Source organism: Zestomonas insulae (assembly GCF_016901015.1).
GTDB lineage: Bacteria > Pseudomonadota > Gammaproteobacteria > Pseudomonadales > Pseudomonadaceae > Aquipseudomonas > Aquipseudomonas insulae.
Genome location: NZ_JAFEUP010000004.1, coordinates 387,910 through 407,972, shown reverse-complemented (window position 1 = coordinate 407,972; position 20,063 = coordinate 387,910). Strand labels below are relative to the sequence as shown.

Annotated in this window: 16 protein-coding genes; all 16 read right to left on the bottom strand. The window is 65.4% G+C overall.

The genetic code is table 11. The features are described 5' to 3' along the window. Positions 1-268: 268 nt before the first annotated feature. Positions 269-883, bottom strand: coding sequence for an ABC-type transport auxiliary lipoprotein family protein (locus JQX08_RS15310; RefSeq protein ID WP_205349260.1), 615 nt, complete (start codon positions 881-883; stop codon positions 269-271). Then, positions 880-1,818 carry an MlaD family protein gene (locus tag JQX08_RS15305; RefSeq protein WP_205349259.1) on the bottom strand — a complete coding sequence of 313 codons (939 nt, stop codon included), beginning with the start codon at positions 1,816-1,818 and terminating at the stop codon, positions 880-882. Before JQX08_RS15305 ends, JQX08_RS15310 begins: the two co-directional genes overlap by 4 nt. Further along, a complete protein-coding gene (locus JQX08_RS15300) occupies positions 1,818-2,600 on the bottom strand; it encodes an ABC transporter ATP-binding protein (protein ID WP_430472538.1) in 783 nt (260 codons plus the stop codon). Before JQX08_RS15300 ends, JQX08_RS15305 begins: the two co-directional genes overlap by 1 nt. Beyond that, on the bottom strand, positions 2,597-3,736 hold the full coding sequence (locus tag JQX08_RS15295) for an ABC transporter permease (protein WP_205349258.1): 1,140 nt from the start codon (positions 3,734-3,736) through the stop codon (positions 2,597-2,599). Before JQX08_RS15295 ends, JQX08_RS15300 begins: the two co-directional genes overlap by 4 nt. A 94-nt stretch (positions 3,737-3,830) precedes the next feature. Next, positions 3,831-5,498: a bifunctional protein-serine/threonine kinase/phosphatase gene (locus JQX08_RS15290; RefSeq protein WP_205349257.1), complete on the bottom strand. Its 1,668-nt coding sequence runs from the start codon at positions 5,496-5,498 to the stop codon at positions 3,831-3,833. Positions 5,499-5,681: 183 nt separating this feature from the next. Beyond that, positions 5,682-6,893, bottom strand: coding sequence for a NarK family nitrate/nitrite MFS transporter (locus JQX08_RS15285; RefSeq protein ID WP_205349256.1), 1,212 nt, complete (start codon positions 6,891-6,893; stop codon positions 5,682-5,684). Between the two features lie 444 nt (positions 6,894-7,337). After that, complete coding sequence (locus JQX08_RS15280) at positions 7,338-8,006, bottom strand: hypothetical protein (RefSeq protein ID WP_205349255.1); 669 nt, start codon at positions 8,004-8,006, stop codon at positions 7,338-7,340. A 460-nt stretch (positions 8,007-8,466) separates the two neighbouring features. Further along, positions 8,467-8,895: a thioesterase family protein gene (locus tag JQX08_RS15275; RefSeq protein WP_205349254.1), complete on the bottom strand. Its 429-nt coding sequence runs from the start codon at positions 8,893-8,895 to the stop codon at positions 8,467-8,469. A 102-nt stretch (positions 8,896-8,997) separates the two neighbouring features. Then, positions 8,998-9,687, bottom strand: a complete 690-nt coding sequence (locus tag JQX08_RS15270) for a polysaccharide lyase family 7 protein (RefSeq protein WP_205349253.1) — start codon at positions 9,685-9,687, stop codon at positions 8,998-9,000. Positions 9,688-9,816: 129 nt separating this feature from the next. Further along, positions 9,817-11,889 (bottom strand): TonB-dependent receptor family protein, encoded by a 2,073-nt coding sequence (locus JQX08_RS15265; protein ID WP_205349252.1) that lies wholly within the window; start codon positions 11,887-11,889, stop codon positions 9,817-9,819. A gap of 3 nt (positions 11,890-11,892) precedes the next feature. Further along, positions 11,893-13,191: a PQQ-dependent sugar dehydrogenase gene (locus JQX08_RS15260; protein ID WP_205349251.1), complete on the bottom strand. Its 1,299-nt coding sequence runs from the start codon at positions 13,189-13,191 to the stop codon at positions 11,893-11,895. A 179-nt stretch (positions 13,192-13,370) separates the two neighbouring features. Next, entirely contained in the window at positions 13,371-14,609 is a 1,239-nt protein-coding gene (gene alaC / locus JQX08_RS15255; RefSeq protein ID WP_205349250.1) for an alanine transaminase, read from the bottom strand. A gap of 137 nt (positions 14,610-14,746) precedes the next feature. After that, on the bottom strand, positions 14,747-15,331 hold the full coding sequence (locus JQX08_RS15250) for an ANTAR domain-containing response regulator (RefSeq protein WP_205349249.1): 585 nt from the start codon (positions 15,329-15,331) through the stop codon (positions 14,747-14,749). Next, the gene (locus JQX08_RS15245) at positions 15,325-16,548 is read right to left on the bottom strand and encodes a CmpA/NrtA family ABC transporter substrate-binding protein (RefSeq protein WP_205349248.1); all 1,224 of its coding nucleotides are present in this window, start codon (positions 16,546-16,548) and stop codon (positions 15,325-15,327) included. The genes JQX08_RS15250 and JQX08_RS15245 overlap by 7 nt, the downstream gene beginning before the upstream one ends. A 186-nt stretch (positions 16,549-16,734) precedes the next feature. Further along, complete coding sequence (locus JQX08_RS15240; protein WP_205349247.1) at positions 16,735-16,944, bottom strand: YgdI/YgdR family lipoprotein; 210 nt, start codon at positions 16,942-16,944, stop codon at positions 16,735-16,737. 123 nt (positions 16,945-17,067) lie between these two features. Beyond that, complete coding sequence (acnB, locus tag JQX08_RS15235; RefSeq protein WP_205349246.1) at positions 17,068-19,677, bottom strand: bifunctional aconitate hydratase 2/2-methylisocitrate dehydratase; 2,610 nt, start codon at positions 19,675-19,677, stop codon at positions 17,068-17,070. Between the last annotated feature and the right edge of the window lie 386 nt (positions 19,678-20,063).

Genomic DNA, 20,063 nt, shown 5'->3' with positions numbered 1-20,063 from the left:
GGGAATCTCCGGCACAAAAATCACGGAAACAAAAAAAAGGCGCCTTGCCGGTTACCCAGCAAGGACGCCTTTGTCCAATCCCGTTCTGTCGGGAAGTGCCCTCTCGCCGTTGAGAGGGACGCTTTATGTGATTGTCGGAGTCGTTATTGCAGAGGGCGTGCCAAGTGGCAGCGGGTCAGCAACGGCGCGCTCTGAGCGCGCGGTGCGGGGAAGGAGGACGGCGCGGGTGCACCGCAACAAGGCGAAACGGCGCCGTTGTGGTGCGCGCCTACTTCAGCGTTCTGGCCTGGGTGGCGGTCCACTCGATCAGCTGGCGGGACAACTGGTCGCTGGCCTGGCCGAAGGCGTCGACCACCGCCGGCACCGCGACATCCGCGCTCGGTTGGCGGACCACGAAGCTGCGACTGGCGACGATGCGCTGGGTGGTCTCGCGCACCAGGCGAGCGTCGAGGCGGATCACCACCTGCGGCTTGCCGTCGACGTACTCGCTCTGGAACGCCATCAGGTTGCTGATCAGGCTCAGGTCGGCCTGCGCGTGCTGTTCGTCACTGCTTACCGCGGCGAAGCGGCCATCGCTCTGGAAGTTTTCCAGCAGCCGGTCACGCAACAGCGCGGTACTTGGATTGCTCCAGCGCGCGCCCTTGTAGGTGCTGATCTCGCTGCCTTGCGGCACCACGGCGATGCGCGTGCTGTCGAGCAGCTGGCTGGCTTGCGGGCGGCCGATGCTCAGCGACTGTGCAACCGTGCCGCGATTGGCCGGCGCCTGGTTGGCGCCGTGCGGCAATAGATAGGTCTGTACCGTTTCGGCTTCCGGCAGCAGCGAGCAGCTGGCCAGCAGCGCGGCGGAGGCCAGGCCGAGGCTGCGGAGAAGGGCGCTGGTCATGGCTGAAACTCCTTGGTCTGTTGGCGATCCAGCAGCAGGCTGCTCGGGTTATCGGACAGGCGCTGAGTCATATGACGCAGCGAGGCGAGGGCGTTGCGCAGCTCGGTCACCGCCGGGCCGATCTCGCTGAGGCCCTGGATGCCGCCGTTCAAGGCGTCCTGATTGCGGTTGAGCATCTGTTCCAGGCTGGTGCTGGTGCGATCCAGCGCGGCCATGGTCTGCGCCGCACTGTCCATCACGCTGCGTCCCTGCTTGTCGATCAGGCCGTTGGTATTGCGCATTAGCTCGCCAGTCTGCTGCAGCATGGCGCTGGCCTGGCGGCTGACTTCGCCGAGCTGGCGCAGCGTCTGCTGGATCTCGCTGCGTTGGCCGGCAACCGCGTCGGTGGTCATTTCGATGTTGGCGAGGGTTTTGCTGACCCGGTCGATGTTCTCGTTGGAGAACATGCGGTTGGCATTGGCGATCAGGTTGTTGATGTTGGTGACCATGTCCTCGCCGTTGGCCAGCAGACGCGACAGCGGCGAGGGGTCGGCGACGATGATCGCCGGGTTGCCATTCTGGGTGGCGAGGAACGGGCTTTTCGGCGTGCCGCCGTAGAGCTGGATCACCGAGCCGCCGGTGATGCTGGTCAGGGCCAGGCGCGCGCGGGTGTTTTCCTTGATCGGCGTGTCACCGGCCACGCGGATGCGCGCCTGGACCTGACGTGGGTCCTTGGGATCGAGGCGCAGGCGGATCACGTCGCCGACCTTGATGCCGCTGTACTGCACGCTGCTGCCGACGGACAGGCCGCTGACCGCCTCCTTGAACACTACGTCATACAGCTTGAATTCGCGGTCGACGCTGGACTTGCCCATCCACAGGGCGAACAGCAGCGCGCTGCCCACCGCCAGCACGGTGAACAGGCCGATCAGCACATGATGCGCACGGGTTTCCATCAGGCTTTCTCCCGGTTTGCAGCGTTTTGCGCCGCGCGGCCGCGTGGGCCGTGAAAGTATTCGCGTATCCAGGCGTCGTCGGTGTCTTCGACCACCGCCAGGGTGTCGGCGACCAGTACGCGTTTCTGCGACAGCACAGCGACCCGGTCGCAGATGCTGTACAGCGTGTCGAGGTCGTGGGTGACCAGAAACACGCTGAGGCCCAGCGCATCGCGCAGGGTGAGGATCAGTTGGTCGAAGGCCGCCGCGCCGATCGGGTCGAGGCCGGCGGTGGGTTCGTCGAGGAACAGGATTTCCGGGTCGAGGGCAATTGCCCGGGCCAGCGCGGCGCGCTTGATCATGCCGCCCGACAGCGAGTCCGGGTACTTGTCGCCGGCGTCGGCGGGCAGCCCGGCGAGGCCGACTTTGACGCGAGCCAGGCGCTCCGCATCTGGCCGCGCGAGGCCGGCGTGCTCGATCAGCGGCAGCGCGATGTTCTCGATTACCGTCAGCGAGGAGAACAGCGCGCCGCGCTGGAACAGCACACCGAAGCGCCGCTCGATCTGCGAGCGGCGTTCGGGCGGCGCATCCAGCAGGCTTTCGCCGAACACCTGGATGTTGCCGGCGGCTGGGCGCAACAGGCCGACGATGCTGCGCAGCAGCACCGATTTGCCGGTCCCGGAACCGCCGACCACGCCGAGAATCTCGCCGCGACGGATGTCCAGGTCGAGGTTCTCGTGTACCACCTGCGGGCCGAAGCGGTTGACCAGGCCGCGTACTTCGACCAGCGCTTCGCCGCTCACCAGCCCATCTCCATGAAGAACATCGCCGCCACCGCATCGAGGAGGATCACCACGAAGATCGACTGGACCACGCTGGAGGTGGTGTGGTCGCCCACCGACTTGGCGCTGCCGCCGGATTTGAAGCCTTCCAGGCAGCCGATGATGGCGATGATGAAGGCGAAGAACGGCGCCTTGACCAGGCCGATGAAGAAGTGCCGCACCGGAATCTCGGTCTGCAGCACATGCAGGAACATGGCCGGTGAGATGTCGAGCAGCAGGGTGCTGACCACCGCGCCGCCGGCAATCCCGCAGAGCATGGCGATGAAGGTGAGGATCGGCAGGCTGATCATCATCGCCAGCATGCGCGGCAGCACCAGCAACGCCATGGGGTCGAGACCGAGCACTCGGATCGCGTCGATTTCCTCGTTGGCTTTCATCGAGCCGATCTGCGCGGTAAAGGCGCTGGCGGTGCGGCCGGCCATGAGGATCGCGGTGAGCAGCACGCCGAACTCGCGCAGGAAGGAGAACGCTACCAGGTGCACGGTGTAGATGGTCGCGCCGAAGTTGGCCAGCACCGTGGCGCCGAGGAACGCCACCACAGCGCCGACCATGAAGGTCAGCAGCATGATGATCGGGATGGCATTCAGGCCAGTCTGTTCGATGTGCGCGACCAGCGAGGTGATGCGCCACTGGCGGGGCTGCAGCAGGCTGCGCAGCAGGCTTTCCAGGGTCAGGCCGATAAAGCCGAGGAGGGCGCGCAACTGCTTCCACACGCCCTCGACGGTGATGCCGACCTCTTCAAGCACTTCGAGGTGCGCCGGGCCAGCGGCAGCGCCGGGCGTCGGTGGGCAATCGGGCAGCGCTTCAGCCACGGTGCGCAGCAGGGCGACGCGTTCCTGCGGTAGGTTGGGGGTCTGCTGGGCCAGTTCGAGCAAGCGCGCTTCACCGAGCCAGCGGCCGAGCAGCGCGGCGCCGGCGGTGTCCAGCTGGCCTAGCGCGCTGAGATCGATCTGCCGCTGCGCCGCCTGGTCGCCCTGGGGCAGTTGTTCGAGTTCGGCGGCCAGCTGGTTGTAGTGCTTGAGGGTCCAGTCGCCGCGCACACTCAGGCGTGGTGGTGACACCGAGTCTTCCAGGGCGATGCTGCCGACTTCCGACATGGACTTCCTACTGTCTGCGCGGACAAGAAAAAGGGCTGCTGAGAATCTGGTCGACTTGCCTCGATCGCGCAAGTCAGACGCATCGCCGCAGCCTTCAGTGCAGCAGACAGAGTACCAGCACCAGGTTGAGCAGCAGCGATGCCAGCGCCACCCCGCGCCAGACCTTCAGCGGCTCGCGTTCCAGCAACGGGCGCGGGCGTTGCGCCAGGGCCTGGCGCTCGCCCTGCTCGAGGCGCAGCAGCCATTCCTCGGCGGTTTCGAAGCGCTCGGCGGGGTCGGCGGCGACGGCGCGTTTCAGGCAGTCGTCGAGCCAGCTCGGCAGGTCCGGGCGGTAGCGGCTGGCCGGTGTCGGCTGGCCGAAGCGCGGGTGCTGGAAGGCTTCGATCTCGCCGTGTGGATAGTGCCCGGTGAGCAGGTGATAGAGCGTCACGCCGGCGGCGTAGAGGTCCTGTTGGGCATTCGGCGCGGCGCCGCTGAAGGCTTCCGGGGCGATGTAGCTGGGCGTGCCGGGCAGGCTGTGGGCTTCGTCCTGGGACAGGCCGGGGCAGTAGGCGAGGCCGAAGTCGAGTACGCGCAGCTCGCCGTCGTCGCCCCACAGCAGGTTTTCCGGTTTGATGTCGCGGTGCAGGATGTTGCGACGGTGCAGCATGCCGAGCGCCTTGAGCAGCCGCGGGGCGACGTCCAGCCACTCCGGCAGGGCCAGCGGGCCGTTCAGGCGCAGGTGCTCGGCGAGCGTCTGGCCGGGGTACTCGCGCTGCACATAGTAGAGGTGCTGGCGCTGCGGCAGCGAGTGAACTTCCGGGAAGTGGCGCCCGGCCACGCGGCGCAGGAACCATTCTTCGAGCAGCAGTGCCGGCGCGGCCAAGGCGTCGTCGGTGCGGCTGGCCGGCAGGGTTTTCAGCAGCCAGCGCCGCTCCTGGGCGTCGCGCACGCGGTAGACCAGCGACTGGCGGCTCTCGTTGTGAAGGCGTTCGACCTGCCAGCCTTCGAACGCCTGGCCGTCGCGCAGCTTGGGCGGCAGTGGCCAGTGGTCAAGTTGTGCCAGGGTATCGCTGAGGGCGCTTTCCGGCAGGTCGCCCACTTGCACCAGCAGCGCGCTGGCGTTGTCTTGCCCGCCGGCCAGGTGCGCGGCGCTGACCAGCGCCTGGCAGATCGCCTCCGGCGCTTCGGCGTCCTCGAGGATGCGCTGGATGGCGGTATCGCCGAGGGTGGCCCAGACGCCGTCGCTGACCAGCAGGAAGCGTTCGCCGGGGCGCAGTTCGCCGTCGAGATAATCGACCACCAGGTGCTGGTCCAGGCCGAGCGCGCGCTTGAGCACGTGCTGCATGCCCGGCTGGTCCCAGACGTGATCTTCGCTGAGACGCTCGAGCTGGCCGGCTTGCCAGCGGTAGGCGCGACAGTCGCCGACGTGGGCGAGGGTGAAGCGCCGACCGCGAAGGACCAGCGCGGTCAGCGTGGTGAGCAAGGGCTGGCCGCCGCCGTTGGCACGCAGCCAGCGGTTGTGGGCGAGCAGCAGACGTTCCAGGGATTGCGCCACCGCCCAGGTTTCCGGGGTGGCGTAGTAATCGAGGGCCAGCGCCTGCAGGGTGGCGCGCGCGGCGAGGCCGCCGTCGGCGCACTGGCTGACGCCGTCGGCGAGGGCGAACAGGTAGCCCTTGCTGGCCGCCAGCGCCGGTGCCGGGGTGACAACGCGCAGGGCGTCCTGGTTCTCCGCGCGCGGGCCGGTGGCGCTGGCTTCACCGAAACTGAGTTGCAAGGTCATGCCGCACATCCTTCTGTAGGAGCGGTTCATTCGCGACGCCGGGCAACTCCTGAGTGCCGGTGTCGCGAATGAATGCGCTCCTACGCATTGGTTCGACCGCAGGATGGGTTGAGCATCGCTACACGCATCGCCGCAGCCCGATGGGTAGCGTCGCTACGTTCCTCATCCCGTCCTGCGTGTGGCTCAGACGCGCGCGGCGGTGACTGCGGCGCTGCCCCAGGTGGTGCGCCAGCGTTGCTTGACGCCATGCAGGCCGAACCAGGCGATCACGCCGAGGCTGGCGAACAGCCACAGGCCGAGCTGGTAGTCGCCGGTGTGCTGCTTGATCGCGCCGAGCCCGGCGGTCAGGCAGAAGCCGCCGATGCCGCCGGCCATGCCGATCAGCCCGGTCATCACGCCGATTTCCTTGCGGAAGCGCTGCGGCACCAGTTGGAACACCGCGCCGTTACCAGCGCCCAGGCTGAGCATGGCGACCACGAACAGGCCGAGCGCCACGGTGGCACTGGCGATGTGGAAGCCGACCGCGGCGATGCAGATGGCCGCCACGGTGTAGACCACCAGTAGGCTGCGGATACCGCCGATGCGATCGGCGAAGGCACCGCCCAGCGGGCGCATCAGGCTGCCGGCGAACACGCAGGCGGCGGTGTAGTAGCCGGCGACCACTGGCGCCAAGCCGTACTGGTCATGGAAGTAGCCGGGCAGGGTGCTGGCCAGGCCGAGGAAGCCGCCGAAGGTCACGCTGTAGAAGAACATGAACCACCAGCTGTCACGGTCGCCGAGCGCCTTCAGGTAGTCGGCGAGCGACTTCGGCGCCGGCCGTTCCGGGGCGTTCTTCGCCGCGGCGATGAAGATGATCAGGGTCGCCAGCAGCGGAATCAGCGCCAGGCCGAACACGTTGTTCCAGCCGAACGCGGCGGCCAGGCCGGGCGCGAACAGCGCGGCGAGCACGGTGCCGGAATTGCCGGCGCCGGCGATGCCGAGTGCCTTGCCCTGGTGCTGCGGCGGGTACCACTGCGAGGCGAGCGGCAGGGCGACGGCGAACGAAGCGCCGGCGAAGCCGAGGAACAGGCCGAGTAGCAGGGCCTGCTCATAGCTGTGGATGCCCAGTTGCCAGGCGACGAACAGGGCGCCGATGACGATCACCTGGCCGAGGATGCCGGCGCTCTTTGGCGAGGTACGGTCCGCCAGCAGGCCCATCAGGAAGCGCAGCACGGCGCCAGCGAGGATCGGTGTGGCGACCATCATGGCGCGCTGCTGGGTGGTCAGGCCGAGGTCGGTGGCGATCTGCACGCCGAGCGGGCCGAGCACGTACCAGACCATGAAACTCAGGTCGAAATAGAGGAAGGCGGCAAATAGGGTGGGCGTGTGCCCGGCTTTCCAGAAACTCGTAGTCATCTCACACCTCATCCGTTGGTAGGGCCCGCTCGGTTGTCGCTGCCGTGTCGTGGGCACGTTGGCGACAACCGGGCGGAAGGCTCCGTGCTCGTGACACGTCGCCCTGTGGCCGAGGCCACAGCAGGTTGAAAGGAGTTACCAGCGGAGCGCCGGATCGCGGCCGCTCCACCAGCCCCGGAACCCGGGGCCAAAACGAAAAAACGCCGCAGCACCTGTCCGCCATGGGCGAAGGGTGGGGCGACGTCTTTGTCGTGGGTGGAGGCAACCGCCGTTGGCTACCTGCGCAGTCTCTTCAGCAAGAGCTGGGCCAAGTCGAGCGGGGCTTTAGAATCAGCGAGTTAGCGGGTTTGGCGGGGTGCGGCTGGTGCAAAACGGAGCGCTGTGCACCGCGCTTGCGCCCTGATGGGGCGGGCGCCGGGACGTCCTTGTCCGCGGGATGCGCGCTTAGCGCTGATTGAGGGCGATGATGCCGGCGTAGGCCGGTACGGCGCGACGCGGCTGCTTGTCGCGGTAGGTTTTCCAGTCGATCAGCAGCAGGGTCACGGTGAAGCCGGCAGCGATCAGCAGCGGGTAGGCGATCATCAGCTCGCCGAGGGTGTACTTCCAGGCCAGCGGCTTGCCAACACCGAGCATGGCGGCATACAGCCAGGACACGGCGGACACGGTGCCGGCGAATACCGCGAGGGTTTTCGCGTTGGCTTCCAGCTTGAGGATGCAGCCGGCCTTCTGCATGGCGGGCATCACGAAGTGGTGGAGCACGAAGCCGTTGACGGTGAGCAGACCGACAATCAGCAGTTTCGCCTGCAGCTTGGGATTGAGGAAATATTCCATGCCCTTGCTGGAGACATCGATGGCGATCACCAGGAAGCCGGTAATCCACAGGGCGCCAAGGGCCCAGGCCACGACGCGTTTGAGTTGTTCCAGGTGTTCGCTGTCCTGAGGTTTGGCCGGGGCGCTGGACAGCAGGTTCTTGAGCATCGCGACATCACTCACGATGACCATGCCGATGGCGACACAGCAAGCAATCAGGTGGGCATAGATCACGCCCATTCGCGTTAGCTCCATGGTGACTTCCTGCTTGAGCAGGGAAGTGACAAATTCAAACAGCTCCATGGGAGTTACCTCTTCTTATCGGTTAACAGGTGATGCAATCACATCGTTGGTGTCGTTGCTCCTTCAGTGCGTGATCCCGTGGAACGATCCTTCTTGCATGGCGTCTTGCCCTTCCAGCGGCGCAAAAGCATCCCGCGTACCCGATGGGTACGGTCTGCGGTGGTTGGCTGGAAATCCAACGGGGGTGCCTCGGCAAATCGCGGATACGTCCTGCCGGGGCAGCCATTATGAGTCGATAGAGGGGCTTTGGTTCAGACCTTAGTCTGATACGAAAGGGCTATAACTGACGAACGGACATTTGCTGTCCGTTCGTTGTTTGGATGGGTCTTTTTCGATTCCCCGACCTAGAGGCGTAGCGTCGCAAAAAGCTGGCTACATGGTCAGGTTCTGAAAATGACGACCATTCGTCGGTTATAGGGAACTTGGCGCCGCTTATTTGGCGTGACTGGCAAGTCAGCGATTAGATCAGCCAGTTGACGTTGGGAAAGATCGAACGGAATTGCTCGGGGATTTCCACGACCTTGGCCTGCTTGTAGTCGAAGAACACGAAACCGGACTTGGCCATCGCCACCAGCGTGCTGTCGGCCGGGCGGGTGATGCGGAAGATGATGTCGCCGCCGTACTTGTTGAAGTCCATCACGCCGACCTCGAACAGCAGCTGGTCGCGGGCGTGCGCCTCGGCTTTGTAGGTGGTGGCGAGGTCGGTGACGATGATGCCGGTTTCCCGGATGCCCTTGTCGAACAGGAAGCGCGCGCGGGCCTCGGAGATCATCGAGATCATCGAGTCGTTGCCCAGGTGGTTGGCGCCGTTGATGTCGGTGACCCGAACGGTCAGCGTGGTGGTGTAGATGAACAGTTCGGAGGGGAACTCGAGCTTCAGGCGCGCCATGGTCAATCTCGGACGGAGGAAAAGGCGGCAATTCTACGTTACCGCCGGCGCCGTGGATTCGGCCAAACGAACGAATCGCTGGCCGGGGCCCGCCTCACCCGTTCACTTGTGTACCGCGTTCAGCCAGAAGAAGGTCACGCGACCGCCTTCGTTGCTCGGCCCGGCGTTGTCCTGCACATAGGCGCCGGCCTTGAAGTAGAGCAGCTGCTTGCTCCAGTAGGCGCTGATCGGCTGGTAGTGCGAGCCCTTGTCGCCACCGCTGCTGGTCACGCTGATGCCGAGCTTGCCGGTTGGCGTCAGGCGGATGTCGTAGCCGAAGCGCTCGCCGAGCTGGATGTTCTCGGCGATCAGGATGTTCTGCACGGTCTTGTCACCGGGGCGCTTGCGCAGCAGCGCTTCGATGCGCCCGACGCCATTGCGGTAGTGGTACTGCAGCTTGAGCAGCGGATCGTTCTGGCTGCCGGGCTGGTCCTTGCTGTGAATCTGGCCGATGACGATCTTGTTCTTGCTCGGCACCTGGGTGACGGTCAGCACGGCGCTGAGGTAGTTGTCAGCCTGCGCGTAGGGCCAGTTGCTCAGGCTGCCGTCGGCCTGGCTCTCGCGCAGCTCGCTGCGCGGGTAGACGGCATCTTCGCTGTGGCCGCCGGTCACCGGGGCCCAGAAGGTCACGCTGCCGTCCGAGTTTTGGCGAAAGTACTGGCTCTGGTAGCCGTTGTTGAGGCGCGCGGTGCTGACGTCGGTGATGGTGGTCTGAGTGGGGACGCTGAGGACCCAGGTGCTGAGATCGATCACTGAAAGTTCCTTCTCGAACATGAAAAAGCCTGCGTTCGGTCGGCAGCAGGCCGGCAAGTTCAAAATGGACTGACGAATGGGTACTGGCAGGATGCCCGTGCTAGACGCTGTTGATGGCGGTTCGGCCGATCAGAAGCGGTAGGCGAGGTCCGCGCCGGCGTACCAGTTACGACCCGGCGCGGGTTCGTAGTAGCGGCCATTGCCGTCGGCGACGATCACTGAGCCGATGTACTCGCGGTCGAGCAGGTTGTCGAGGCGCAGGGTCTGGCCGAAGGTCCAGTGATCGAGTTGCTGCTCGAAGCGCGCGCGCCAGTTGAACACCGCGTAGCTGGGCGCCGGTTTGGCCTGATTGCTGTCGTCGACGTACACCTGGCTGCGGTACAACCCCTCGAGCGCACTGCTGAAACCCTGGCGCGGCTGCCAGGCCAGTTCGCCGTACACCGTGGTGCCGGGCACGCCGGGCAGGTGGCGGCCTTTCGGAATGGTCTGGCCATTGCTGACGAAGTCGTCGTCATAGGTGGCGGACAGCCGCGTGTAGGCGAGATTGGCCCGCCAGTGCTCGTTCAGCTGGCTGTCCAGCGACAGTTCGAGGCCCTGGCGCAGGGTGCGCGCGGCATTCTGGTAGGTGGTGCGCCCGCCCTCGGCGGAGGCGACCACCAGCTCGTCGTCGGTATGGATCTCGAACAGTGCGGCGTTGAGCCGCGTGCCGGCGCCGAGCCGCGCCTTGAGGCCGATCTCGTATTGGGTGCTGGTCGACGGATCGAGGCCGAGGTTGAAACCCCCGGCGCCGGGCGAGTAGGCCAGCTCGGTCATGGTCGGGGTTTCGAAGCCCTTGCCTGCACTCATATAGCCGTGCAGCTCGGGGGTGAAGGCGTACATCACGCCGAGCGCCGGGGTGTTGCGCTGATAGGTGCGGCTGCCGCTGTCGTCGCCATTGGCGAGGAAGCGATCGTCCACTTCCGCTTCGACGCGGTTGTGCCGCAGCCCGGCCTGCAGCGTCCAGTCGCCCAGCCGCCAGTTGGCCTGCAGATAGGGGTCGAGGCTGCTGACGGTGTCGATCTCGTCGCGGCGTAGGCGGCCCTTTACGCCCAGCTGCGTACCGACGAAGTTCTCGTAGCCCTGACGGTCGTCCTCGCTGACGTCGTAGTCGAGGCCGAGCACCCACTCGAACTCGCCCGGCAGCGCCTCGACCGGTTGCAGCCAGCGCAGGCTGCCGCCGTAGAAGTCGCGATCGAAGTCGATCACGCCGCCGGCGTGGGTGGCGGAGGCCAGCTGCACCGCGCGGGGAATCGACTGGTACTGCACGACGCGCCGCGTGCCGGCGTACAGCGTGCTCTGCAGGCGCGCGGCGCCGACGTCGCGCTCGTAGTTGAGGCCCAGCTGACGGTGGTCGATGCTCTTGCGTGTGTTGAACTGCAGGGCGACCGGCGCCACCGAGCGCGGGTCGGCGCGGTAAGCGTCCCAGCTGAGCCCCAGTGGATCGTCGCTCTGTTGGTTGAGGTCGCTGTAGATCAGCGCCAGGCGACTGTCGGCGTCGGGTTTGACGTGCAGCTTGGCGAAGTTCTGTTCGCGGCGTGCGCTGCTGTGGTCGCGGTAGCCGTCGGTATCCAGCCGGGAACTGTCGATCAGGAAGCCGGCCTGTTCGTTGCCGCCTTGCGCGCCGAGGCGCTCGCGGCGCAGCCCATCGCTGCCGAGCGCGCTGCCGGCCGAGACCTGCGGCGGTCCTGCACCGTCGCGCGAGAACACCTGGATCACGCCGCCGGCGTTGCTGCCGTACAGCGTGGCCATCGGCCCACGCAGCACTTCGATGCGCTCGGCGGTGTCGAGGTTGAAGGTCGCCGCCTGGCCCTGGCCGTCCGGAGTGCTGGCCGGAATGCCGTCGGCGATCAGCTTGATGCCGCGTACCCCGAAGGTCGAGCGCGCGCCGAAGCCGCGCGAGGAGATCTGCAGGTCCTGGGCGTAGTTCTGACGGTTCTGCACCACCAGGCCGGGGACCCGCTGCAGCACCTCCGAGGCGTTGATGCCCGGCTGGCCTTCGCTGATCTGCCGGCGGTCGAGACTGTCGACCGAGAACGGCAGGTCGAAGCCGGCCGCCTCGCTGCGCGAGCCACTGACCACCAGCGGTTGCAGGTCGACGCCGCTAGCTGCAGTGGCGAAGGGAGCGATCAGCAGACTGGACAGCAGCGGCAAGCGACGGGGCATCGTTTATTGCGCCTTGACGCGCCAGATCACGTTGCCGACGTCATCGGCCACCAGCAGGGCGCCTTGCTTGTCGATCACCACGCCGACCGGCCGGCCCTGCGCCTCGTCCTCGGCATTCAGGAAGCCGGACAGCACATCGACCGGCTGGCCGTGCGGCTGGCCGTTGACGAAGGGCACGAAGATCACCTTGTAGCCGCTGTGCGGGTCGCGGTTCCACGAGCCGTGCTGGCCGACGAACAGGCCCTGCTGGAACTGCGCCGGCAGACGCGTGCCTTCGGCGAAAGCGATGCCCAGCGAGGCGGTGTGCGGGCCGAGCGCGTAGTCGGGGACCAGAGCCTTGGCGACCAGCTCGGGTTTCTGCGGCTGCACGCGCTCGTCGACGTGCTGACCGAAGTAGCTGTACGGCCAGCCGTAGAAGCCGCCGTCGCGCACCGAGGTGATGTAGTCGGGCACCAGGTCGCTGCCGATCTCGTCGCGTTCGTTGACGGCGGTCCACAGCACGCCGGTGCTCGGTTCCCAGCCCAGGCCGTTGGGGTTGCGCAGGCCGCTGGCGAAGATACGGTGCGTGCCGCTGGCGCGGTCGATCTCCCAGATCGCCGCACGGCCTTCCTCGATGTCCATGCCGTTCTCGCCGACGTTGCTGTTCGAGCCGACGGTGACGTACAGCTTGCTGCCGTCCTTGCTGGCGATGACGTTCTTGGTCCAGTGGTGGTTGAGCCCGGCCGGCAGGTCGACCACCTTGCTGGCGGCGGCGCTGATCTCGGTGTCGCCGTCTTTGTACGGAAAGCGCACCAGCGCGTCGGCATTGGCGACGTACAGCTCGTTGCCGACCAGGGTCATGCCGAAGGGCGAGTGGAGGTCTTTGAGGAAGGTGCTGCGGGTTTCCGCCACGCCGTCGTGGTCGGCGTCGCGTAGCAGGGTGATGCGGTTGGCGCTGGGCACAGCGGCGCCGGCCTTGGCCATGATCTTGCCGGTGACCCAATCCTTCACACCGCTGGTTTCCCGCGCCGGGGCGTTGCTTTCGGCCACCAGTACGTCGCCGTTGGGTAGCACGTAGAGCCAGCGCGGGTGGTCGAGGCCCTTGGCCAGCGCGTTGACCTGGGTGCCGGGTGCGGCCACGGGGGCGGCACCTTCTGCCCAGCCGACCGCCTTGGCGATGTTGACGGTGGGCAGCAGGGTCTTGTTCGGCTCCGGCAGCTTCGGATTCGGCCCGGTGCCGTCCATCACCGACAGGGTGGCGCTTTCGCCATGGGCGGCGAGGCTGGCGGCGAGCAGGGTGAGCGGGAGCAGGCGGCTGATCATCACGAAGTTCCTTTTGTGGCTGGGACTGCTAGGAGGACAGCGGGTTGAGGAGGGCGGTTCACTACGGATGAGGAGTGTGCCATTCGTCGGGGAAAAGCACAGTCCACAAATCCAAAAATGCATGTACAAGAAAACGGAAAAGCCCGCACAAGGCGGGCTTTTCTGCGGCTAGCGGAGACTCAGCGGGCGGGCGCCTTGCCTTTGACCGGCGGCGCCGGCGGCAGCAGGCCATCGGCGCGGAACATGCCCTTGATGCCGCGGATTGCCTGGCGAATGCGGTCCTGGTTTTCGATCAGGGCGAAGCGCACATGGTCGTCACCGTAGTCGCCGAAGCCGATGCCCGGCGAGACGCAGACCTTGGCCTCAGCCAGGAGCTTCTTGGCGAACTCCAGCGAGCCGAGGTGGGCATAGGGCTCGGGAATCTTCGCCCAGACGTACATCGACGCCTTGGGGTTCTCGACCATCCAGCCGATCTCGTGCAGGCCTTTGACCATCACGTTGCGGCGCTGGCGGTACTGCTCGGCGATGTCGCGCACGCACTGCTGGTCGCCTTCCAGGGCGGCGATCGCGGCGACCTGCAGCGGGGTGAAGGTGCCGTAGTCGTGGTAGCTCTTGATCCGCGCCAGGGCGCTGACCAGCTCCTTGTTGCCGACCATGAAGCCGACCCGCCAGCCGGCCATGTTGTAGCTCTTCGACAGGGTGAAGAACTCCACGGCGATGTCCTTGGCGCCCGGCACCTGCATGATCGACGGGGCTTTCCAGCCGTCGTAGACGATGTCGGCGTAGGCCAGGTCGTGGATCACCAGCACGTCGTACTGCTTGGCCAGGGCCACCACGCGTTCGAAGAAGTCCAGCTCGACGCACTGCGCGGTCGGGTTGGAGGGGAAGCCGAGGATCATCATCTTCGGCTTCGGAATGCTTTCGCGAATTGCCCGTTCCAGCTCGGCGAAGAAGTCCACGCCGGGCACCAGCGGCACCGAGCGCACCTGGGCTCCGGCGATCACCGCGCCATAGATGTGGATCGGGTAGCTGGGGTTGGGCACCAACACGGTATCGCCATGGTCGAGGGTGGCCAGCATCAGGTGCGCCAGGCCTTCCTTGGAGCCGATGGTGACTATGGCTTCGCTTTCCGGGTCGATCTCCACGTCGTAGCGCTCGGCGTACCAGCGCGAGATGGCGCGGCGCAGGCGCGGAATGCCGCGCGAGGTGGAGTAGCCGTGGGTGTCTTCGCGTTGGGCGACAGTGCACAGTTTCTCGACGATGTGCGGCGGCGTGGCGCCGTCCGGGTTACCCATACTGAGGTCGATGATGTCCTCGCCACGGCGGCGGGCGGCCATCTTCAGTTCTGCAGTGATGTTGAAAACGTAGGGGGGGAGACGATCGATGCGCGCAAAGCGGCGCGAAGGCTGGTCAGCCATGCTTTCCTCGAGGTACGTAAGCGCCCGGAACCGTCCGAGCGACGTTGGTCACATGCGTGTGACCTGGCAGCGAAGATAAGCGGGCACGGGGGCTGCTGTCGAGAGGCGCCGCCAGCTTGTTGCCGCACCCAGCCGTGCTACGCGCCGCCGCCGAGCAATTCGTGCATGGAGATGATCTGGTCGGCGACCTGCAGCAGCTTCTGCTGTTTGCTCATCGCTTGGCGGCGCATCAGCGTGTAGGCCTCTTCCTCGCTGCACTGGCGCATCTTCATCAGCAGCCCCTTGGCGTGCTCCACGCGTTTGCGTTCGGCCAGTTGTGCATCGCGGGCTTGCAGCTCCGCGCGCAGGGCCTGGTCGCTTTCGAAACGGGCCATGGCGACGTCGAGGATTGGTTTCAGGCGCTGCGCCTGGATACCTTCGACGATGTAGGCACTGACCCCGGCACGGATCGCCTGGCGCATCACGCCGGGGTCCTGCTCGTCGGTGAACATGATGATCGGCCGCGGCTGGTCGCGGCTGACCAGCACCACCTGCTCCATGACGTCGCGCCCCGGCGACTCGCTGTCGATCAGCACCACGTCTGGACGCACGGCGTCGACGCGCGCCGGTAGGTCGATGGTCAGGCCGGACTCGTCGATGACGTCGAAGCCGGCCTCGACCAGGGCCGCCTTGAGCCGGCCGACCTTGTTCACGGTGTCGTTGATCAACAGGATTTTCAGCATGGGGCGTGATTCCGTGAGCGCGGCTGGTCGTGCAGGGCGTGCAGGGTGAAGCTGCGGGCGTAGCCGCTGGGGTCGCTGCCGTCCCAGTGCTTGCCGTCGATCAGCGTGGCGCTGCGCATCGTCGCGTCCGGCACCTGGATGCCCAGCGCGCTGGCGGCGTCGCGGTACAGCGCGATCTGCTGCACGTCCTCGGCCACGCCCAGGTAATCGGGGTCGCTGCGCAACAGGCCCCAGCGGCGGAATTGGGTCATGAACCACATGCCGTCGGACAGGTAGGGCATGTTCACCGCGCCATCGCCATGGAAGCGCAACGGATGCGGATCGTCCCAGCGATTGCCCAGGCCATCGGCATAGTGGCCGAGGAAGCGTGGCTCGATGCTGCTCAGCGAGGCGCCGACATAATCGCTGCCGCTGAGCAGTTGGGCGGTGCTGCGCTTGTTGGCCTCGCTGGCATCGATGAAACGACTGGCTTCGAGTACCGCCATGCTCAGCGCGCGGGCGGTGTTGGGGTACTGTTCGACGAAAGCGCGCGTGACGCCGAGGACCTTCTCCGGATGGTCGGCCCAGATCATCTGGCTGGTCGCCAGGGTGAAGCCCTGGCCTTCTTCGATGGCCAGCGCGCCCCACGGGCCGCCGGCACAGAAGCCGTCGATTCGTCCGGCCTGCAGGTGGGCGACCATCTGCGCGGGCGGCACCACCACCGTAGCGACATCCTCGAGCGGATGAATGCCCTGGCTGGCGAGCCAGTAGTAGAGCCACATGGCGTGGGTGCCGGTGGGGAAGGTCTGGGCGAAGGTGAGTTTGGCGCCGTTCTGGTGCACGTGTTTGGCGAGCGCTTCACTGTTGGTCACGCCGGCGCTCTTCAACGCTTGGGACAGATTGATCGCCTGGCCGTTCTGGCTCAGGCCCATAAGAATGGCCATCGGCGTGGCGCTGCCGCCGATCCCCAGGTGCGTGCCGTAGACCTGGCCGTAGAGCATCTGCGCGGCATCCAGCGCGCCACTCAGCAGGCGGTCGCGCAAGGTGGCCCAGGAGGCCTGGCGATGCAGGTTGAGGTTCAGGCCGTAGGGTTGGGCGAAGCCCTGGGTGGCTGCGACAACCAGCGAGGCGCAGTCGGTGAGCGGCATGAAGCCAAGGTCCAAGCTGCTCTTTTCCGGTGCGTCGCTGCCGGCGACCCAAGCCAGGGTGTCGTCGCGGGTGGTGCGGTGGTCGCTCATGTGCCCAATTCCATCCTGTAACGAAAAAACGCCGTTCCTGCCAAAAAATCGGTGGCCAGAACGACGCCTTTGTCGGGTGCTGTTCCGCCTTTGGAGACAGCTGCAGTAACGAGTTAGCAAGGCATGTGCCAGCGTGCGGGCAGAAAAAAGCCCCGCCGAAGCGGGGCTCTGGTGCCGCGAGTGTGCTCAGCGTTCGAGCATCTGCTTCACGTTGGCTTGCGGGATCTGCTGCTTGCGGCCTTCGCTGTCCTCGAACTCCAGCATGCCGGTGTCTTCATCCAGCTCCGGCTTGTCGTCGCTGGTGAGCATCTGCCCGTCGGTGGTGGTGATGATGTATTCGCTGGAGCAGCCGGTGAGGGCGGCTAGACAGCAGAACGCGAGAATCCAGTGCTTCATGGGGTACTACTCCTCGTGGGCAAGAAAGTCCTACCCAAGAAAGCTAGTCGCTGAAGCACCGCCTGCAAGGCTGAAAAGAAAAAGCCCCGCACAGAGCGGGGCTTTCTCGTTACCGACTAACGCTTAGGCTTGAACGACCGGGATCTTGGCGCTCGCTGCCGCTTCGCGGAACTCGGCGATCTGGTCGAAGCTCAGGTAGCGATAGATATCGGCAGCCATGCTGTCGATGTTCTTCGCGTACTCCATGTACTCCTCGACGGTCGGCAGCTTGCCGGTGATCGAAGCGACCGCCGCCAGCTCGGCCGAAGCCAGGAACACGTCGGTGGAGTCGCCCAGACGGTTGGGGAAGTTACGGGTGGAGGTGGAGACCACGGTCGCACCAGTCTGAACACGTGCCTGGTTACCCATGCACAGCGAGCAGCCCGGCATTTCCATGCGCGCGCCAGCCTTGCCGTAGATGCCGTAGTAGCCTTCTTCGGTCAGCTGGTGAGCGTCCATCTTGGTCGGCGGAGCCAGCCACAGACGGGTCGGAATGCCACCCTTGACCTTGTCGAGCAGCTTACCGGCAGCGCGGAAGTGACCGATGTTGGTCATGCAGGAGCCAATGAACACTTCGTCGATCTTGCGACCTTGCACGGTGGACAGCAGGCGCGCGTCGTCCGGATCGTTCGGGGCGCACAGAACCGGCTCTTTCACGTCGGCCAGATCGATTTCGATCACGGCGGCGTATTCGGCGTCCTTGTCACCTTCCAGCAGCTGCGGGTTGGCCAGCCAGGCTTCCATCGCTTGAGCGCGACGTTCCATGGTGCGGGCATCGCCGTAGCCTTCGCTGATCATCCAGCGCAGCAGGGTGATGTTGGAGGTCAGGTACTCGGCGATGGCTTTTTCCGGCAACTTGATGGTGCAACCTGCAGCGGAACGCTCGGCCGAGGCGTCGGACAGCTCGAAGGCTTGTTCGACGGTCAGGTCGTTGAGGCCTTCGATCTCGAGGATGCGGCCGGAGAAGATGTTCTTCTTGCCTTTCTTCTCGACGGTCAGTAGACCGGCCTGGATGGCGTAGTAAGGGATGGCATGGACCAGGTCACGCAGGGTGATGCCCGGTTGCAGTTTGCCCTTGAAACGCACCAGTACGGATTCCGGCATGTCCAGCGGCATGACGCCGGTGGCTGCGGCGAACGCTACCAGGCCGGAACCGGCCGGGAAGGAGATGCCGATCGGGAAACGGGTGTGCGAGTCACCACCGGTACCGACGGTATCCGGCAGCAGCATGCGGTTCAGCCAGCTGTGGATGATGCCGTCGCCCGGACGCAGGGACACGCCGCCGCGGGTCATGATGAAGTCCGGCAGGGTGTGGTGGGTGTTGACGTCGATCGGCTTCGGATAGGCCGCGGTGTGGCAGAAGGACTGCATTACCAGGTCAGCGGAGAAGCCCAGGCACGCCAGGTCTTTCAGCTCGTCGCGGGTCATCGGGCCAGTGGTGTCCTGGGAACCGACGGTGGTCATCTTCGGCTCGCAGTAGGTGCCCGGGCGTACGCCTTGGCCTTCCGGCAGACCGCAAGCACGGCCAACCATCTTCTGCGCCAGGGTGAAGCCCTTGCCGCTGTCTACCGGAGCTACCGGCTTCTTGAACAGGGTGGACGGAGCCAGGCCCAGCTCAGCACGGGCCTTCTCGGTCAGGCCACGGCCAACGATCAGCGGAATACGGCCGCCGGCGCGAACTTCATCGAGCAGGACGTCGGTTTTCAGCTCGAAGCTGGTGACCAGCTCATCGCTGCCATGACGGCGCACTTCGCCTTTGTACGGGTACACGTCGATGACGTCGCCCATGCCCAGGTTGGTGCAGTCGAATTCGATCGGCAGGGCGCCGGCGTCTTCCATGGTGTTGTAGAAGATCGGGGCGATCTTGGTGCCGAAGCAGAAGCCGCCAGCGCGCTTGTTCGGGACGTTGGGGATGTCGTCGCCGAAGAACCACAGCACCGAGTTGGTGGCGGACTTACGCGAGGAACCGGTACCCACCACGTCGCCGACGTAGGCAACCGGGAAGCCTTTCGCTTTCAGGTCTTCCATCTGCTTCAGCGGGCCGACAGTACCCGGAACTTCCGGGTTGATGCCGTCGCGGGCCATTTTCAGCATGGCCAGGGCGTGCAGCGGGATGTCCGGGCGCGACCAGGCATCCGGAGCCGGCGACAGGTCGTCGGTGTTGGTTTCGCCAGTCACCTTGAACACGGTCAGGGTGATCTTCTCGGCCAGTGCCGGGCGGTTCTGGAACCACTCGCCGTCAGCCCAGGATTGCAGCACGGCTTTGGCGTTGGCATTGCCGGCTTTGGCTTTCTCGGCGACGTCGTGGAACGCGTCGAACATCAGCAGGGTGTGCTTGAGTTGCCCGGCAGCCGCGCTCGACAGCTCGGCGCTGTCCAGCAGCTCGACCATGGTGGCGATGTTGTAGCCGCCTTGCATGGTGCCCAGCAGTTCAACAGCGTGTTGCTTGTTGATCAGCGGGGAGCTGGCTTCGCCCTTGGCGATGGCGGACAGGAAACCGGCCTTGACGTAGGCGGCTTCGTCGACGCCTGGCGGGACGCGGTTGGTCAGCAGGTCAACCAGGAAAGCTTCTTCACCGGCTGGGGGATTCTTCAGCAGCTCGACCAGGCCTGCAGTTTGTTCGGCGTTCAGCGGCTGGGGAACGATTCCCTGAGCGGCACGCTCTTCTACGTGTTTGCGATAGGCTTCAAGCACAGTATTACCCTCATCAGTGGTCCCAAGGGGTGTCCGGGACGCATTCAGGAACCACTAAACACATCCGCGTCGCAGCTTTTTGAGCTGGATACGATGGTTTCAGTAGCCCCATCCAGAAGCTGTTTTCAAAGTTTTACGCTTGCAGGAACGGACTGATGAGGGCTGGCGCAGAGCTCGGAAGAGATCCGGCGCCAACTTGTTCCTGCTGGATAAACTGTGCTCGTGACGCTTTGAAAACAGCTTCCAACGGACATCGGCGCCTCTAAAGGCGCTGCGATTCTACTGGAATGGCGCGACAAAGTTAAGCCAATCCCTCGGGGGGCAAGCAGGGTGACCCTGCCCAGGCAAAGGGCTAAGATGCCAGCCCACTTCTTGCGTTCCGTTCT

Bases quoted from the DNA above. Each gene is read 5' to 3' on its own strand.
- JQX08_RS15240 (WP_205349247.1), bottom strand. From the start codon at position 16,944: ATGAAGCACTGGATTCTCGCGTTCTGCTGTCTAGCCGCCCTCACCGGC.
- JQX08_RS15285 (WP_205349256.1), bottom strand. From the start codon at position 6,893: ATGACTACGAGTTTCTGGAAAGCCGGGCACACGCCCACCCTATTTGCC.
- JQX08_RS15245 (WP_205349248.1), bottom strand. From the start codon at position 16,548: ATGAGCGACCACCGCACCACCCGCGACGACACCCTGGCTTGGGTCGCC.
- alaC (WP_205349250.1), bottom strand. From the start codon at position 14,609: ATGGCTGACCAGCCTTCGCGCCGCTTTGCGCGCATCGATCGTCTCCCC.
- JQX08_RS15275 (WP_205349254.1), bottom strand. From the start codon at position 8,895: ATGGCGCGCCTGAAGCTCGAGTTCCCCTCCGAACTGTTCATCTACACC.
- JQX08_RS15305 (WP_205349259.1), bottom strand. From the start codon at position 1,818: ATGGAAACCCGTGCGCATCATGTGCTGATCGGCCTGTTCACCGTGCTG.
- JQX08_RS15280 (WP_205349255.1), bottom strand. From the start codon at position 8,006: ATGGAGCTGTTTGAATTTGTCACTTCCCTGCTCAAGCAGGAAGTCACC.
- JQX08_RS15260 (WP_205349251.1), bottom strand. From the start codon at position 13,191: ATGATCAGCCGCCTGCTCCCGCTCACCCTGCTCGCCGCCAGCCTCGCC.
- JQX08_RS15265 (WP_205349252.1), bottom strand. From the start codon at position 11,889: ATGCCCCGTCGCTTGCCGCTGCTGTCCAGTCTGCTGATCGCTCCCTTC.
- JQX08_RS15250 (WP_205349249.1), bottom strand. From the start codon at position 15,331: ATGCTGAAAATCCTGTTGATCAACGACACCGTGAACAAGGTCGGCCGG.
- JQX08_RS15310 (WP_205349260.1), bottom strand. From the start codon at position 883: ATGACCAGCGCCCTTCTCCGCAGCCTCGGCCTGGCCTCCGCCGCGCTG.
- JQX08_RS15295 (WP_205349258.1), bottom strand. From the start codon at position 3,736: ATGTCGGAAGTCGGCAGCATCGCCCTGGAAGACTCGGTGTCACCACCA.
- JQX08_RS15290 (WP_205349257.1), bottom strand. From the start codon at position 5,498: ATGACCTTGCAACTCAGTTTCGGTGAAGCCAGCGCCACCGGCCCGCGC.